This window comes from Komagataeibacter xylinus, assembly GCF_004302915.1.
Classification (GTDB): domain Bacteria; phylum Pseudomonadota; class Alphaproteobacteria; order Acetobacterales; family Acetobacteraceae; genus Komagataeibacter; species Komagataeibacter xylinus_C.
Genome location: NZ_QQBI01000048.1, coordinates 1 through 16,073, shown reverse-complemented (window position 1 = coordinate 16,073; position 16,073 = coordinate 1). Strand labels below are relative to the sequence as shown.

Annotated in this window: 11 protein-coding genes and 4 pseudogenes; 4 read left to right on the top strand and 11 right to left on the bottom strand. The window is 57.9% G+C overall.

The features are described from left to right. On the top strand, positions 1-265 hold a 265-nt coding region (locus DV027_RS15770; protein WP_275101012.1), incomplete at its 5' end, for a ketopantoate reductase C-terminal domain-containing protein. A gap of 368 nt (positions 266-633) precedes the next feature. On the opposite strand, the gene DV027_RS15765 is transcribed toward DV027_RS15770, so the two are convergent. The 11 genes and pseudogenes from DV027_RS15765 to sthA all read right to left on the bottom strand — a co-directional run bounded on the left by DV027_RS15765 (position 634) and on the right by sthA (position 13,545). After that, on the bottom strand, positions 634-3,252 hold the full coding sequence (locus tag DV027_RS15765) for an AAA family ATPase (protein ID WP_130732838.1): 2,619 nt from the start codon (positions 3,250-3,252) through the stop codon (positions 634-636). A 4-nt stretch (positions 3,253-3,256) separates the two neighbouring features. Beyond that, a complete protein-coding gene (locus DV027_RS15760; RefSeq protein WP_130732837.1) occupies positions 3,257-4,591 on the bottom strand; it encodes a restriction endonuclease subunit S in 1,335 nt (444 codons plus the stop codon). Continuing rightward, complete coding sequence (locus DV027_RS15755) at positions 4,588-6,147, bottom strand: type I restriction-modification system subunit M (RefSeq protein WP_207303520.1); 1,560 nt, start codon at positions 6,145-6,147, stop codon at positions 4,588-4,590. The genes DV027_RS15760 and DV027_RS15755 overlap by 4 nt, the downstream gene beginning before the upstream one ends. Continuing rightward, on the bottom strand, positions 6,134-8,506 hold the full coding sequence (gene hsdR, locus DV027_RS15750) for an EcoAI/FtnUII family type I restriction enzme subunit R (protein ID WP_130732836.1): 2,373 nt from the start codon (positions 8,504-8,506) through the stop codon (positions 6,134-6,136). The genes DV027_RS15755 and hsdR overlap by 14 nt, the downstream gene beginning before the upstream one ends. Further along, positions 8,503-8,700, bottom strand: coding sequence for a helix-turn-helix domain-containing protein (locus DV027_RS15745; protein WP_130732835.1), 198 nt, complete (start codon positions 8,698-8,700; stop codon positions 8,503-8,505). The genes hsdR and DV027_RS15745 overlap by 4 nt, the downstream gene beginning before the upstream one ends. A gap of 321 nt (positions 8,701-9,021) precedes the next feature. Further along, positions 9,022-10,392, bottom strand: a complete 1,371-nt coding sequence (locus tag DV027_RS15740; RefSeq protein ID WP_130732834.1) for a DUF7986 domain-containing protein — start codon at positions 10,390-10,392, stop codon at positions 9,022-9,024. 358 nt (positions 10,393-10,750) lie between these two features. Continuing rightward, positions 10,751-11,161 carry a type II toxin-antitoxin system tRNA(fMet)-specific endonuclease VapC gene (gene vapC, locus DV027_RS15735; RefSeq protein ID WP_130732833.1) on the bottom strand — a complete coding sequence of 137 codons (411 nt, stop codon included), beginning with the start codon at positions 11,159-11,161 and terminating at the stop codon, positions 10,751-10,753. Beyond that, positions 11,162-11,362: pseudogene (vapB, locus tag DV027_RS15730) on the bottom strand (type II toxin-antitoxin system VapB family antitoxin); the annotation flags it as partial. A 132-nt stretch (positions 11,363-11,494) separates the two neighbouring features. After that, positions 11,495-11,761 (bottom strand): annotated as a pseudogene (locus tag DV027_RS15725) (IS3 family transposase); the annotation flags it as partial. Continuing rightward, positions 11,755-11,985 (bottom strand): annotated as a pseudogene (locus DV027_RS15720) (transposase domain-containing protein); the annotation flags it as partial. The pseudogenes DV027_RS15720 and DV027_RS15725, both read right to left, overlap by 7 nt. 123 nt (positions 11,986-12,108) lie before the next feature. Continuing rightward, positions 12,109-13,545 carry a Si-specific NAD(P)(+) transhydrogenase gene (sthA, locus tag DV027_RS15715; RefSeq protein ID WP_130732832.1) on the bottom strand — a complete coding sequence of 479 codons (1,437 nt, stop codon included), beginning with the start codon at positions 13,543-13,545 and terminating at the stop codon, positions 12,109-12,111. 45 nt (positions 13,546-13,590) lie between these two features. On the opposite strand from sthA, the pseudogene DV027_RS18150 reads away from it, so the two are divergent. From DV027_RS18150 to DV027_RS15700, 3 genes and pseudogenes are all read left to right on the top strand, one after another. Next, a pseudogene (locus tag DV027_RS18150) lies at positions 13,591-13,957 on the top strand (TetR-like C-terminal domain-containing protein); the annotation flags it as partial. A gap of 83 nt (positions 13,958-14,040) precedes the next feature. After that, complete coding sequence (locus DV027_RS15705) at positions 14,041-14,811, top strand: alpha/beta fold hydrolase (RefSeq protein ID WP_130732831.1); 771 nt, start codon at positions 14,041-14,043, stop codon at positions 14,809-14,811. Between the two features lie 206 nt (positions 14,812-15,017). Further along, positions 15,018-16,073 (top strand): aldo/keto reductase (locus tag DV027_RS15700; protein ID WP_242621961.1); only part of this gene is annotated, 1,056 nt, incomplete at its 3' end.

Sequence of the window (16,073 nt, the reverse complement as noted above, 5' to 3'; positions counted from 1 at the left end):
CATGACGATCACGCACAGTTCTCAAACTGGGGAATTTTCAACCAGCACATTTGGGGAGATTACAACCAGCACTCACATCCTGACGAAAACGGACTCCACCCTGACGTCCTCCATGTTCCGGGATCTGCTGCAGGGCGCTCCTGTGGAGGCGCAACAGATTATTGGTGTCCTGGTCAGGCGGGCGCGCGTCCATCAGATCCCGACGCCTCTCCTCGATCTCACCGATCTGAATCTGCGCGTGTATGAACAACAAAGGCACGCATGAAGAGGCACAGTGCAGATACGACGTCCCAGCGGACATATCCACTTCACAAATCATGCCCGCCTTGCTCAAAGATAATTTCTCCCTGCATGAACAGCCGGAATGGAACGTCTGACTTGGGGGGATAACGGAATGTCCGTTCGTAGCGTAGAACTTAAAATACCGGACGTTCGTTCGGGTTAGCGTCGGTTTGGTGGTTTTATTTATAATTCCCACTCGATTATAAATAGTGTATTTTTATCTTTTAAAACAATTAATTATCAGACATTCCCTTCAAGGAAGTCATACAAAATGCCATGTTGGCATTCGTAAATCTTTTTGCACGCCTCGTTGAGCACAGCCGGAAGCACGGCGTCCAATCAGGCGGAGTCCTACCTCAGTATAGGCTTAACTGCGTTCTTCTGGCGGTCGCGGATAGACTGAATCCAGTCTTCCAGCGCCCTAACCTCATTGAGCAGGTCATCAAGCGATACGGCTTCGGGGTTGAGTGCCTGTGCCGACGAATGAAGGTCTTCAGACAGCCTCGATTGCGCGGCCATAACGCGCTTCACGTCATCCTCGGTTAGAATGCCGAGTTTAAATATTGAGGTCGGCTTGACCTTGTTGTCGAACCGTTCAAGCACGGGGCGGACATAATCGGAGATCGCCTGTTCCCAAGCATCCCGCAGTTGACCAATTGTACCTTTGCAGAAGATGGTGCGTTGGGTATCGGTCAGCTTATCGAAGCCGGATTTTGCTGATTTCAGCGACGACCGCAGCGCATTGCACATCTCAAGTCCAGATTTCGCCTTGTCCGGCAACTCATTTTCAATGTAGCCGGGCTTGTCTTGTTGACGCCTGACGTTGCGAAACGCGATTGGCCGGTTTGCCTTTTCCGCTTCGCGGCGAAGTTCGTACAGGAACACAAGGTCATGCGTGAATACGACGACTTGGCGGTGTTCTGCCTCTTCCACTAGCCGCGACGCAACCGCGCCTCTGTGGATGTGATCAAGCGATGACATCGGATCGTCGAAAACGATGCCGGAATAATGCTGTGCCGTGACCAGCTCGGCGAGGAACGCGGCGAGCGCGACGCAGCGGTGCTCGCCTTCGCTGAATATCTCGCCGACCTTGGCGTTGGGATTCTCTACCAACGCGACGCGAAAATACGATACGGCCTGCCGGTCTTTCTCTTTGCGAAGCTCGACCGGCATTCTGGACAGTCTGAGTTTTCCGATCTCGCGCGCAAACCGACCGCGCAGCGCGTCCGTCACCATACGATCCGAGAGTTCCTTGTTCTTATCGGTGATCGGCTTCTTGGCGGTCGCCTTCAGCGCGGTGTTGATCGACTCGATTTCCTTAAGGCGCGCAATTTGCGCCTTGATATCCGGGAGCAGCGGCGCAAGGGCGAAACGCTCCTTGAGTTCAAGGTATTCGGATTTCAGTTTCTTGTAGTCGTCGCTCTGCGTATCGGCGGAAAGCTGCGCGGCACGGGTTTTGAGATCGGTTGCGAGCGCCGTAAGTGCCTGGAGCGGATCAGCGCCAAGCGGCTTGGGCTCGCCGTATGCCCTGACCATTGCCCGAAGCCGCCAAAGCACCACGACGAAGGCCCGGCGGACTTGCTGGGCAAGCGCCGCATCGCCGATCTCGGTGGCGAGGAATTTGCCGAGTTTCAGCACATCGCCAAGGCGCAGCATCCGCCCTTTCAACTGCGTGAGCGCGGCGTCCAGCTTCGTGCGCGCCGTCGCTTCGTCAGCCTTTGTCGAGCTTTTTACAAACGACTCGAATGTCTGTTGGCGTGCAATTGCCTCTGCGTCGAGGGGCTGCTGACAAAGCACGCAAAGCGTATCCGCTTCGCTCGAAGGGAAGGTCTTGCCGGGATAGGCCACGGTGTCCGCGTAGTTGCGCGCGGCCTCCCACAATTTTTGCCAGGCGGCTTGGCCCACCTTGGGCAGCGGCGATGCGCTGAATAGCTGTTGCGATGCTACCGACGCGGCTTCCACGGCATCGCCGTGGGTCTTTCTCAGTGTCTTGATTCCCGCGAATGCCTCCGCATCCGTAGCCGCAATAAGACCTTGAAGGGTCGTCTGGATGCGCTCCACTTCACCGCGCTGATTATCAAGCCGCGCCACGGCGCGCTTGGGGTCTTGAGCGAAGTCGGTTTCCAGCGTGGTGACACGAGCAGCTTCCTGATCGCTAAGCGCAGCGAGCTTATCAAGCTGGGGAATGTTGGATTTCGCGCTTAACCCGAAGACGTAGCTGCCAGCCGCCGTTTCCTTGCTCAGCGAGGGGTTTGAAATCGCAAGCGGCACCTGACTCTTGAGCGTTGCAATCTTGCCGTCGAGCCCCGTTTTGACGCGGTCGGAAGCGTCGGCTAGCGCCTCCAGCAAGCGCATTGGCCGGGGGATGTAGGCTACCTCGTTGGTGCTTTCGACGTGGATACTCGCGCTTCGGGAATCGAAGATGCTGACCGAGGGCAGATCGCCGTGCGGCTCGCCGTCGGGCGTCCAATTAAATTGTTCGGTGTTCGCACCTCGCGCGAAACGTATCTCAGCAGATTGCGGCGCGTCGGTCTTATCCTCCAAGTCCCTGTGGATTGCGAACTTCTCGTCCCGTGACCGACATGCGTGTTTCAGGACACGGACATAGCCGGACTTTCCCGAACCGTTGTCGCCGTAAATTACCGTCAGCCCGGAAGGCTCGAAGGACAACTCCTGCTGGCTGGCAAGCGCGTTGATGGCGGTGGGGTTCTTTATCGAAATAAGTGAAATCGGCTCTGCCGCACTGGTTTCGGCCACGATATGCGATTGCGAAATCGGCGTATGGGTGCGCGCGGGATCGAGGCAAAGCTCCGTAAGTTCTGCAATCGCCCGATCGTCGAGCGTTTCGCCTGTGACCAGCCGGCGAAGCGCATCTTTCTGCCAAGCAGGCCGTTTCTCCGCCCATGCCAAAAGGTCCGCAAGGGCGGCCTTTTCGGTCAGAGGCGCGGATGGCGTGGTCCCGACGCTCATGTCGTCACAATCCCCCCTTGAATGCCTTGTCGAGAATCGCGGGAAGCATGGCGGCCAGCTCGGCGGCGGTTTCAGTTTGGAGCGCCTTCACCGCATCGAGCTTGGATTGAAGTGCGTCGAGTTCGGCAACAATTTTGACTTGCTGCTCCATTGGGGGGAGTGGCAGAAAGAAATGTGGAGCATCTCCGACACGGATGTGTGGATGGGTCTGCCCCCGACCGCTGGCCGCGATTTGGTCGGTGAAACAGGGGCTGTTCAGAAAGTGCAGAAGATAACGACCCTGTATCACGCGATGTTCTGCCCGAAGCAGCATCAGGCGTTGCGTCAGACATGCCGAAATGCCTTCTGGGACCATGCACACGTTTCCGACGGGTGCTTCCCTTGTAAGAACGATGTCACCCGCTTGCGGCGACTGCCGGCGATTCCAAGAGGCGAAGTCGTCGGGAGTCATGTACCATCGACGTTGCAGGTCGAGCCGATACGGCCTGATGTTGGTTGTCTTCAGCCCCAGAAGTCCCGTGTCGATTTCCGCGAAATTTGGAGTGTCGTTGACGCAATCGACCATATGCGTGAGCACAGACCCCAAAGTTGTCCAACACCATCCTGTTGGCAGAATGTATGGACCGTCGCCAATAATCTGCGGCTTATGCGGGTAGGCATTATTATTGTTGCTTGCCCGATAGCCCGCATGGAGCCTCGTCGATTGCATTAGAAGCTCTTGAGCACTCGTCTTGAACGGAACAGTGCCGACGAGCCGCCCATCGAAAGCAAGTTTGAGTATGGCAGGCCATTGGGCATCGACTTCTTCGGTAGCAGTAGTCCGAAATTGCTGCGCTTCCTTCACCTTCGTGGCCAGTTCTTCGATGCGCGCGACGATGCGGCGCTGCTCGTTGACCGGCGGAAGGAGGATATTCAGGGCTTTGAAGCGATCTTCTGAAAGCCTGACTCGATTGGTGGTACCTTCGCTGGCTCGTTTGCATAGATCAACAAACGAGGCAGTCTTTGACATCCAGCCAAGGAATGCAGGGTCTAAACGATCCTTGGCTGCATCAAACAGAGGAAAATCGTTGGTGACGATCGCGCCATCCAGATCATCAGGGATGAGGCCGCTAGCGCCGTGCCGCGCGTCAATGCGCGAAATGATGAACTGCCCGGACTTCGCCCGGTAGCGGCGGTCTGCGGCAATCTCAACGCCCTTCACCTGCCGACGTTCGACAACCCCCTTACCGTTGATGCGAACCGTCACCTCCTTATAGGTCGCCTCCGGATCAAGTGGAATTATGTGCTCAGAACGACGGAGCACATCACCAAGAGCAACGGTCGGCCAGGCCGCACTCATGCGCTTGCCCCCAGCGCCACCTTAATCTCCCGCATCAGCTCTGCGATCCGCAGTTCCTTCTTGAGGATGTCGTCGGCAAGCTGATCCGGTGGCAGGTGCTCAAAGTCCACCTTGGCGCGCGGGTTCTTACGATCGAGATTGCAGTTGGCATCGAGCAATTCCTTGACCGAGGCTTTCCAAGCCTGATCGTTCTCCTCGCGCTTTGCCCACCACGCCATGCAGCCCTTGAACTCCTCGAACTGCATGGGCTTGGTCTTGGTGTAGTTCTTGCGGCCCTCGGGCAAGGGCTGTTCGTAGTACCAGACCTCCTTCGTCGGGCCGGAGCGGTCGAAAAACAGGATGTTGGTAGGGATGCTGGTGTAGGGCGCGAACACGCCGTTGGGCAGCCGCACGATGGTATGAAGGTTGAACTCCTTGAGAAGCTCTTCCTTGATGCGGGCGCAAACGCCGTCACCGAACAGAGTTCCATTGGGCACGACGACGGCGGCACGCGCCGGGCGCCCCACGGGAGTCGGCTGGCGTTTGAGCTTGCGCATGATGAGCTGAAGGAACAGCAGCGCGGTTTCCGCAGTCTGGCGGTCTTCAGGGAAGTTGCCTTGGATGCCTTTCTCTTCCTCGCCCCCGAAGGGCGGATTGGTGAGGATCACATCGACGCGCTCTTTCTCGCCGATCTCGGAGAGTTTGAAGCGCAGGGTGTTGTTAGGGTCTATCTGCGGTGCGTCCAGCCCATGCAGCAGCAGGTTCATCTGGCAGAGCAGATAAGGCAGGGATTTGGGTTCGCAGCCGGTGATGGTGTCGTTTTGCAGACGCTTGCGGTCGGCGACGGTCTTCACCTGCTTCTCAAGGTGGTTGTACGCCTCCACCAGAAACCCGCCTGTGCCGCTGGCCGGGTCGAGGACGGTTTCGCCAAGGCGCGGGTCGGTGACTTCCACCATGAAGCGGACGACGGCGCGCGGCGTATAGAACTCGCCGGAATCGCCCGCCGCGTCGCGCATTTCGCGGAGCATGGATTCGTAAAGCGCTCCGAGGGTGTGAAGCTCGTCCGACGACGTGAAATGAATCCCGCCAACCTTGTTGATGATGTCGCGGAGCAGATAGCCGCTCTTCATGCGGTTATCGACGCCCTTGAACACGGTGGCGATCACGTCGCGGCGGTTGTCGCCATTGGAGCTTGAGAGGGAGCGCAGATAAGCGAACAGGCCGGGGCCTTTCGTCCCGTCCGCCCGCACGGCTTCGTCGGAATTGATGAAGGACAGCAACTCATCACCCGTGATGCCCTGCGGGTCGGCGGCCCAATCGCGCCAGCGATACGGGGCCTCAATGGCGGGTTTGAACTTCTTGCCGGACAGCGCGGTTTCCTCCTCGCGCTGCTGTTCGAGGTCGTCGAGGAATTTCAGGAACATGATCCAGGTAAGAAGCGGTAGACGGTCGAGGTCGCCGTTCAGCCCCTTGTCCTTGCGCATGATGTCGCGCGCGGACTTGAGAAGGCTCCCGAGCATTTGGGAAGTCGTCATCGGTGCGGCGTCTGCGCCGCTCTTCTTCTTAATTCGCGCCATAGAGCAGTCCCTGCAGGTCGTTCACGGCCCGGCGAAGCTCGTCGGGGCCGCCGAACAGCTTGATGATTTCGGCGGGCTGGCCGTGGGTTGAGATGGGCGGAACCTTGAGCACGTCCGGCAAGACAAACTGCGCGTCGCCGTGTTCCGCATATTTTTCCAGAAGCTCGTCGAGCACCTGACGCGCCTCCGGGGAAAATTTCTCGAAATAGTCCTTGCGCTCGGCCTTGAGGCGCTGCGCCCGCTCGCGCCTTGTGCGAAGCGGGGCGTTGAAGGCCAGATGGCAAAGCAGATCGAAGGGGTCGGCGTCGGTCTGGCCAGACTGTTCGGCAAGAACGTCGAAGTCGATACCGCGCTCGACCAACGCGGTGATGATCTCGCTGCGCTGGTCTGTATCCGCCCAGCGTTTGCGTAACTCGGCGGAGGTCGGCGCAAGCGAGCGGACGCTTTCGGCGGCGTAATCGGTATATTTGACGACGCGAAGCTGCCCGCCGTTCGGATCAAGCTCGTGGACCAGATGGGCCACGACCTCGACCTGGCCGCCGTCGAAATAGAATTTGCGCGGCTCGCCTGTCGGCGGTTCGATCACGCCGGGTTCGCCAGCCTCCGGCGGTAAGGGCTCCGGTTCCTGCCCTTCGGGGACGATTTCCGTCGTCGCCGTGGTCTCGCCGGCGTCGTTGACTTCCTCTTCCGTGATCCGGGCCGGATCGCCGTCGAAATCCGGGTCGGCGAACATGCGGGTGGCCGTCCCGGTGTAATCGAGGATGTTGAACCACAGCTTCCCGTAATCATCGCGCAGGCGTGTCCCGCGCCCGATGATCTGCTTGAACTCGCTCATCGACCCGACGACGCGCGCCAGAACCACGTTCTTACAGGTCGGCGCATCAACGCCGGTCGTCAGCAGTTGCGACGACGTAAGGATGACCGGCGTTTTGGTTTCAAGGTCTTGGAATTTGGACAGGTGGCCGCGTCCGATGGCGCCCTCGTCGGCGGTGACACGCGCTACATAGTCGGGATACTGCGCCACAAGATCGGCATTGAGGTTGACGAGCGCCTGCCGCATTTCCGAGGCGTGTTCCTGATCGACGCAAAACACGATGGTCTTGGCGAAACGATCGGTCTTCTTGAGAAAGTCGGTCAAATGGCGGGCGATGGCCTCCGTGCGGGCGCGCAAGGCGACGGTCCGCTCGAAGTCCTTGGTCTGATATTCGTCATCGGGGATCGAGCGGCCGAAGCGGTCAACCTCGTCCTTGCTCGGCCGCCAGCCCGCCGCGTCCCATTGGGTGATGACGCGATGCACCCGGTAGGGCGCGAGAAAGCCGTCGTCGATGCCCTGGCGCAGGCTGTATTCGTAAATCGGACTGCCGAAATAGAGGTAGGTGTCGCGGTTGTCCTCACGCAGCGGCGTCGCCGTCATGCCGAGCTGGTAGGCGGGCTTGAAGTGCTCAAGGATAACGCGCCATGAACTGTCGTCCCGCGCGCTTCCCCGGTGGCATTCATCGACAATGATGAGATCGAAGAAGTCTGGCGGATAGTCCCGAAAAAGCCCGGCACGGCGCTCATCCTCGGCGAGCGCCTGATAGATGGCGAAATACATTTCTCGGCTTTTGACGATCTCGCCGGATTCGATCTTGTGGCGCGCGTCCCCGAAGGGCGTGAAGGTCTTGTCCTTCGGGTCGTCAATGAGGATATTGCGATCCGCAAGGAACAGGATACGCGGCTTGCGATGCTCGCCGGTCGTGTTCCAGCGGCTCGACCAGAGCTTCCAGCAAATCTGGAAGGCCACGATGGTCTTGCCCGTTCCCGTCGCCATCGTGAGAAGCAGGCGCTTCCTTCCGGCAAGGATGGCTTCGACCGTGCGGTTGATGGCTATCTGCTGATAGTATCGGGGCGGCTTGCCACCGATCGCATTATAGGGGGCGATCAGGTGCTCCACCCGTTCGGGCGTGTCGATCCCGCTTCCCGCCTGATAGCGCTGCCAAAGGCCTTCAGGTGTGGGGAAGTCGGCAACGCGCGTTTCTGTCCCCTTGAAGTAGTCAATCTCGATGATCTCGGCACCATTCGTAGCGTAGGCGTATTTGAGGCCGAGGATTTCCGCATATTCGCGGGCCTGCTGCACAGCGTCGGTCGCGGATTTGTAGCCGGCCTTCGCCTCGACCACAGCCAGCGGAAAGTCCCGCATGTAGCGTAGCAGGTAGTCCACCCGCTTGGGCGGCTTGCGGACAAAACCCTTCCCCACCGGAATGACGCGGCCGTCAGTGATAGTGCGCTGCTCGGCGATGGAATGAGGGTCGTTATCCCACCCAGCTGCCTGCAACTTGGGAACAACAAATTTCCGGCATGTGTCGGCCTCGTTTGTCATGCCTCGTCGCCACCTTCAAGCTGCGCTTCGACCTTGCGCTTGATCCAGTTCGCGACTTCCAGCCGCTCAAACCTCCAAGACCCACCTACCTTGAAGCCGGGAAGCTTGCCTGCCGAAGCAAGCTTGTAGGCGGTCTTCTCATTGATCTTCAGAAGCTCCGCCATCTCCCGGATCGTCAGAATTTCGTCGGTCATGGGGCTGCCGTCTAATGTGGTCAGGATCACTATAGAAGATTAGAGAAAATTGGGGAAGATAGCGGTGCTGATCCAGGACTTAAGAGTGCGGCTCCGGTGAAAGGCAAGACTACCCTACGCCTCGATTGAGTGGGACCGCCTGTACGTTGAAAATTTAACGGGTATCTTGACCTGACAGGCAGCCAACCTCGCCTCGAAAGGGAGAAGTTTAGCCCGTCAGAAAAACCACCGTTTAATGGACATTCGAAGGTCATTTCCAGAATGTCCGCTATTGGGAACATTTTCAACAACCCGCAATGACTGGCATGAGGCGAAAGCGGACTATTTCCTGAGCCTGATGATTCCGAGTTCGTGCCACATCCACCCAAAATCGTAGGCAGCCATGCCACCGCCACTCCCTTGGGCGCGGACCGTAGTGTTTTCGATATCCTTCAACCAGATGGTCACCTTTTTACGTCCTGAAGCTGTCTGGACGGCCTGGCGCGGCGTCATATCCCCCAGGGCCGGGACTGGCTCATCAAGCACCTGCCGATAGTGCTGCTCCAGCATCTGCCCGATAATCCGGGCTTCCTCCTCGGGCGGGATCTGCAGTTCTGGCGAGACCTCCCGTCCATGCGTCCCCCGCTCTTCCATCGCCTGCGCCGGCGTCATGATCTGCATGAGCGGAGCGCGCACGAGATCTCCCAGACCGACCTGCAGCATGGCACGACCACGTTCGGCACGCTCTTTCGAGTTCACCTGCAGCCGCAACTGCCGCCCCTTCAGATCCAGCGTGCCCAGCACGATCGCACCATCATCCATCTCCGTGCGCAGGAACCGCCCGTTTTCATCCCGTCCAGCCTTGCGCACGGGATCGCTCATCGGCTCTTTCAGCCAGTTCCAGAATGACCGGCTCTCTGCCCGCAGGGCTGCCATCCCGTCAAGCACATCCGCCACCATCTTCTGCGTCACGCCCTTTGCCAGCGGGAAACACACTTCGTGGAAGACCAGATCCTCTCCGTCCCCATTGAACAAAGCTGGCCCCTCCATCTGCCGGGCCATGTCCTCCAGCGTCCGGAACAGCCAGGTCAGCGTGAACATCGGCGCAAGCTCACGCAGGGTCTGCGTATCGACTTTCGGAAACTCCGCCTTGCCCCGTCTTTTCCGCAGAGCCCTGTAAAGGTTCGCAGCCAGATCCTCACAGGCACCCCGCGAATAGGCGAGCAGTCCGCCTGCCAGAATGGTCTTCCCATCGGACGGCACGAGACGTGCTGCAATCCGGTCCCACTGCTCCAGTGTCCGGGTTGCCGTGCCTTCATGCACCAGAACCGGATCACTACCCCGCAGCAGGTCTCGCGCCATCAGGCTCTGGCCGGGTCTGATGTCCGAGACTTCATACAGGCTCATGACCGAAGCCTTGAGGGCACGCATGTAGGCGCTGTTACGCGGCCCTTCCTTCCAGCTCCGACGCTTGAGGTAAACGTCGACGAAGTTCCGGCCGTCATCCCAGTCCTGCCCGAGAAAATCCTCGAAGGCGCAGCCCCACAGCGTCATGGCAACGTCGGGGCCGATCATCTCCGCCAGATCCTCGAAGGAGATGTCGCCCGCTTCCAGCGCCGGACCAATGTGATCGCCAAGCACTTCGCCAAAACACTCCTGCCAGTCCTCCTGGCCGAGATATCGGATCAGTCCCGTGAGTTCGTCTGCGGCCATGACTGCTCCTGCGTCTCCTGAACCTGACTCGGTGAGGCCGGAACGATATCCCGAAACAGGCATCAGGGCACCCTGCCCCACATTCACACACATGTGACCTTCGACAAAATTGCGCCGGATTACCTTTTCATCTGTTTCCCATGTGTTTCCTGCAGGGAATTTCAGACAACAAAAAACCCGCCGTGTGCGAGCGGGTTTATCGTGTCAAATCAAGGATTTGTATCTGGTTTCAGGGGGCCTGCAACCAAAGAAAATTGCAGTTTGTCAGCGGGTTCGTAGAGAGGCTCTACTGCATGACATAGTCGATTGATAAACAATCGTTTTTATCAATATTCTGTCTCGCCGCAGCCTTTCCCGGTCAAACCGTTTCAGTCAACCAGTCCTCGGTTCGAAGACCTTCCACCCGCTGAAATTCCCGCAGATTGCCGGTCACCACAATCAGCCCTCTGCTCCGGGCATGCCCGGCAATCATGAGATCATACGGACCTATGATACGGCCATTCCGTTCAAGAGCAGCCCGAATGTCCGCTGTATGGGCGGCCGCTTCACTGTCGAATGGCAGGACCGCCAGCCTTGCCGCGAAGTGCTCGACCTCACGCCTTGTGCGCACGGGATCAGACGAGCGTTCCGCGCCATAAAGCAGCTCATACAGCACCACGTCCGAGATGCAGAGTTCCTCCGCACAGCTGTTGAACCTCGGACGCAGCCCCTGCGGTCGATCCCGCAACACCCGGATACAGAGGTTCGTATCCAGCAGGTAACGCAGCATTCAGAGCGCCTCGCGTTCCTGCATGGCTGGCTGGTTCCGCTCCCCCAGATCCACCCCGGGAGCCGCAAAGAAATCATCCCACCCCACATCGACCGGAGCGATGATCCGCCGTGGACCTTCGGACACGATGACCACCTCACGCACCTGTTCCCCGAAGGCGACCATCTTCGGCAGACGCACCGCCTGCGAGCGATTGGATAGAAAGAGTGTTGTACGGGTCAGCATCGGAGATCCCTCCTCATGGATATGTATCGTGTATATCCAATTTGGACAAAGATGTCCCGTATTTTTGGGACTCTCTGCACCGCATACACACAATCTGGACAGGTGATTGGGAATATATGTGATATCGGAACACCAGTCTTGGTTAGGCCGATTGATGACCAGATCCCGCAGCAGATATGGATATTTCCGATGCTCCGGATGGGGCACGGTCGTACGCGGCTTCTGGTAAATCGCCCGCAGGCCCATGATCGCCATGAGCCGCCGGACCCGCTTGCGGCCCACTTCATGTCCCAGGCGGCGCAGATGCCATGTCATCTGCCGTAAGCCATAATAGGGCGTTTCCAGGAACTGGGCGTCGATCAGCCGCATCACCTCTGTGTATGATTGGCGTGACGGGTGTTTTCCCAGTTCCAGGGAAGGAACTCGTGCAGGCATGAGACCGGCTGGTCGTTGATCCGGGCGAGAACGTCGGCGAGACAGGCCTGGGGATCGACGTCGTTGAGCTTTGCAGTGACGATGCGGGAATACATGTCGGCCGCGCGCGGGCCGCCCCGATCGGAACCGGCGAACAACCAGGCTTTCCTGCCCAGAGCGATGCCGACTACAGAGCATAGTTGCCTTACTCCGCCAGGTTCGATGTTGCCAGCTTTCTTCACCAGCCAGAAGATCAGCTGCATGCAGGCCCGGTGCCATGCAATGCGGAGGCAAGGAAAGCTGATCCTTCATGTCGCCACGGGTGATGGAGACCCCACGTCCCCCTTGCGACGGGGAATGCGGTTCCATGCATCAAGGGCCGCGATCTTGTATGCTTCCGCCAATGTCGGGTAATTGAAGGTCGCATCGATAAAGTAGTCGAACGTTCCCCCGAAATTAAGCACGGCCTGACCGATATGGATTAGTTCCGTGGCACTTTCACCGACTATATGCACCCCGAGCAGCCTGTGGGTTTCAAGGGAAATCACCAGTTTCAGCATCCCCGAATGCATGCCTGCGATATGCCCGCGTGATGTCTCGCGAAAGCGTGCGATCCCGCATTCATACGGTATGGATTTTTCCTTTGCCTGTTCTTCCGTCATGCCGACCGTTGAGATTTCAGGCACGGAATATATCCCATAAGGAAAGAATTCAGGGGCTGGCGGCACGGTCTGGCCAAAAGCATGGCACGCTGCGATACGCCCCTGTTCCAGCGATGTGGAAGCAAGGGACGGAAAACCGATGACATCCCCCGTGGCATAGATATGCGCGATACCTGTCTGGAACGTCTTCGGGTCTACTTGCAACCTGCCGCGACTGTCGGCCCGCAGACCGCATGCATCAAGCCCGAGTTGATCCGTAGCCCCGGAACGTCCGCCGGTATAAAGCAGGATATCAGAACGGATCTGCCCGCCATCGGCCAGGACGGCCACGGGTTGTCCATCTGCGACCGTGATTGAATCCAGCCGGCTACCCAACCTGAAGCGCATCCCGCGATCACATAACTGATGCATGAAGTCGGCAATGATGCCCCGGTCCACAAAATCCAGAATACTGTCACGTGCCTCGACAACGCTCACCTGCACATCCAGCGCACTGAATATTGTCGCGTATTCAATACCGATCACCCCCCCGCCAATTACCGTCAGGGAACGTGGCAGGCGCGCAAGGCTGGTCATTTCATCGCTGTCCAGCACAACCGTCCCGTCAAAGGGCACATTGGCCGGACGGTGCGGGCGGGTGCCGACGGCAATAATGATCCTGTCACCCGACACAGTCCGCGCAACTCTGTTGTCCATAGTGATCGTAATATGGTGCGGATCCACGAACCGTGCCGTGCCATGCGCAACCACTATACCATTGCGGGCGAACTGGTGGTCCAGCATATCGACTTCATAATCCAGGGTCTTGCGCAGGCGGCTGTTCAGGTCGGCTATGGTTATATCCTTGCGGGCACGATAAGCCCGGCCATAGAAAGCCTGCTCCCGCCAGCCTGTCAGGTTGAGGACCGTCTCCCGCAGGGTTTTGGACGGAATGGTGCCGGTATGCACGCAGACCCCGCCAACCCGGGTATTTTTTTCGATAATCAGCACGGATCGACCCAGTTTCGCCGCCTGAACCCCAGCCCGCCTGCCTGACGGGCCGCTGCCGATCACGACCAGATCATAATCATATGTCTCGGTCATGCCCCATCCCCCAAACCGGACTGTTCCGGCCCATGTCGTGCCTGTATGGCTAACGCACGGATCATATGCGGGATTTCGCCGGCCATGATGGCTGCGGACCAGAACTCGACCTTTCCCCTGCTGGAAATGGCCCGGATCGATTTCGTCAGGCGTGGGAAGAGCATGACAGAAGCGATGTCTTTAACGTGCATGCAATTCATGGCAGCGGGGCAGGCCTGTATCCAGTTTGCCTGTCAATATCCCGGTCTTTATCGGCTGATGTTCAGTTCCGATGTCGGCAAGACGATAGCCCCAGTTACATGATGCGGCCATGAATATCTTCGGAAGTCTTCCGGGTCTTCTGGAAAGAGGACAACGTGACGGAAGCTTCCGACCGGTTGCCAGCAGCGCCCTGACGGCAGCAAACCAGGCATCGTGAAACCTTGAGGATGTGGCCTTACCGGTGATAATCTCGCTGCACGATCCAGAGTAATCCAGCCTTATGAAAGCCATCGAATGTTTGATACAGGGAAGTTTGTATCAGTTGGCGATACAAATTTGTTCGTCTCTGAAGCCGGGAACCCGAAAGGAAGAGTAATTATATTGCTTCATGGCGGCTTGCAGAGCCGGCTGGATTTCATTCCGCTCGCAAAGCACTTGGCAGAAGATTATAGGCTGATTGCTATTGATACGCGCGGGCATGGTCGATCTGGTATCGGGACAGCCCCCCTGACATATCGACAGCTTCAGGATGATTTTACCGCGGTTCTTAACGCGATGGGGCTGCAAAAATCCGGTATAATCGGACATAGTGACGGTGGCATTGTCGCCCTTCGTCTGGCTGCATCTCATGCCGTACAACCAGAGTTCGTCATAGCGGTCGGCGCGCACTGGGTGTTGCCGGAAAATGATCCGGCCCGGCAGATTTATCAGAAGATCAATCTTGAAAAATGGCGTGGGATGTTCGGGAATCAAATATCGGTCTACAACGCGGAAAATCCCGAACCGGATTTCGAAAAGTTATTCAAGGCGGCGACGCATATGTGGCTCGGCTGCGACGAAGATGCCTATCCCGGCGCGTCTGTAAAAAACATCCGGTGTCCTCTGCTCGTCGTGCATGGTGACGATGATATGCTGGTGTCGCGGCAACAGGCGTTTGAGCTTGCTGAGCAGGTCAAAGGTGCCAGATTGCTTAACCTACCCTTCGCGAAACATACGTTACTTGAAGACATGCCTGAGCGTGTTTTTCCCTTTTTACAGGATTTCATGAATCGCATTACTGCCTGAAGGCCATGCCGTTTCATGTCCCGTCAGAGAAATCCCTTTCTGATTCCCCAATGTCTGGCATGAGGCGACTATCGCCTGTCCATTTGTTCCATCAAACGAAACATTCGTGAGTTCCAAAGGACGAAAAAGCCAAACGGAAGAGAGGTTATCGAAATATAGCCTGTGTGGTAGGGTTCTGCTTCAGGAAACAGGGATTTTTCTCAAATATGAAATTGCGGCAACTTGGCAAGAGCGGCCCTCAGGTATCCGAAATCGGTCTTGGGTGTATGAGCATGTCCGGCATGTATGGTCCGGCTGATCGGAAAGAAAGCATCGCTACCATCCATGCCGCGCTGGATGCCGGAATCACGCTTCTCGACACCGGCGATTTCTATGGCATGGGCCATAACGAGATGCTGATTGGTGAGGCGATCAGGGATATTCCTCGCGACAGATTCCTCGTCAGCGTCAAGTTTGGTGCGATGCGGGATCCGGGTGGCAACTGGGGTTCCTACGACGCGCGGCCTGCCGCCATGAAGAACTTCCTGGCCTATACGCTGCAACGGCTCGGGCTTGATCACGTCGACATCTACCGGCCTGCACGGCTGGACCCGGCAGTGCCGGTTGAAGAGACGATTGGCGCCATCGCCGAGATGGTTCAGGCTGGTTATGTCCGGCATATCGGGCTTTCGGAAGTTGGCCCGGAAACCATCCGGCGCGCGGCTTCCGTCCATCCGATCAGCGACCTTCAAATTGAATATTCGCTGATTTCGCGTGGCATCGAGGACAAAATTCTTCCTGCCTGTCGTGAACTCGGCATCGGCATAACAGCTTATGGCGTACTCGCGCGTGGCCTGATCAGCGGGCACTGGCAAGGAGCGAAGGGACCAGGGGACTTTCGGGTTCGTAGTCCCCGCTTTCAGGAAGGCAACGTCGAGCGTAATCTGGCTCTCGTGGAGACATTACGCGGAATTGCAGCCACCAAAAATGCGAGTGTGGCCCAGTTGGCAATCGCCTGGGTGGCCGCACAGGGTGACGATATTGTACCACTTGTAGGAGCCCGCCGGCGCGATCGGCTCTCCGAGGCGCTGGGTGCGCTTGATCTTGCGCTGACGCCCGGCGATCTGGCTGCTATCAAGCAGGCTGTTCCCAAAGGGGCCGCAGCCGGGGAACGCTACGATCCGAAACAGATGGCAGTACTCGACAGCGAGATGGGGTGGTTGCCGTCCTCCCCGCACGGCATCGCAATGTGCCAGAATGGTCGTTGGAAGAAACGACTGCGC

Bases quoted from the DNA above. Each gene is read 5' to 3' on its own strand.
- DV027_RS15765 (WP_130732838.1), bottom strand. From the start codon at position 3,252: ATGAGCGTCGGGACCACGCCATCCGCGCCTCTGACCGAAAAGGCCGCC.
- DV027_RS15760 (WP_130732837.1), bottom strand. From the start codon at position 4,591: ATGAGTGCGGCCTGGCCGACCGTTGCTCTTGGTGATGTGCTCCGTCGT.
- DV027_RS15755 (WP_207303520.1), bottom strand. From the start codon at position 6,147: ATGGCGCGAATTAAGAAGAAGAGCGGCGCAGACGCCGCACCGATGACG.
- hsdR (WP_130732836.1), bottom strand. From the start codon at position 8,506: ATGACAAACGAGGCCGACACATGCCGGAAATTTGTTGTTCCCAAGTTG.
- DV027_RS15745 (WP_130732835.1), bottom strand. From the start codon at position 8,700: ATGACCGACGAAATTCTGACGATCCGGGAGATGGCGGAGCTTCTGAAG.
- DV027_RS15740 (WP_130732834.1), bottom strand. From the start codon at position 10,392: ATGGCCGCAGACGAACTCACGGGACTGATCCGATATCTCGGCCAGGAG.
- vapC (WP_130732833.1), bottom strand. From the start codon at position 11,161: ATGCTGCGTTACCTGCTGGATACGAACCTCTGTATCCGGGTGTTGCGG.
- sthA (WP_130732832.1), bottom strand. From the start codon at position 13,545: ATGACCGAGACATATGATTATGATCTGGTCGTGATCGGCAGCGGCCCG.
- DV027_RS15705 (WP_130732831.1), top strand. From the start codon at position 14,041: ATGTTTGATACAGGGAAGTTTGTATCAGTTGGCGATACAAATTTGTTC.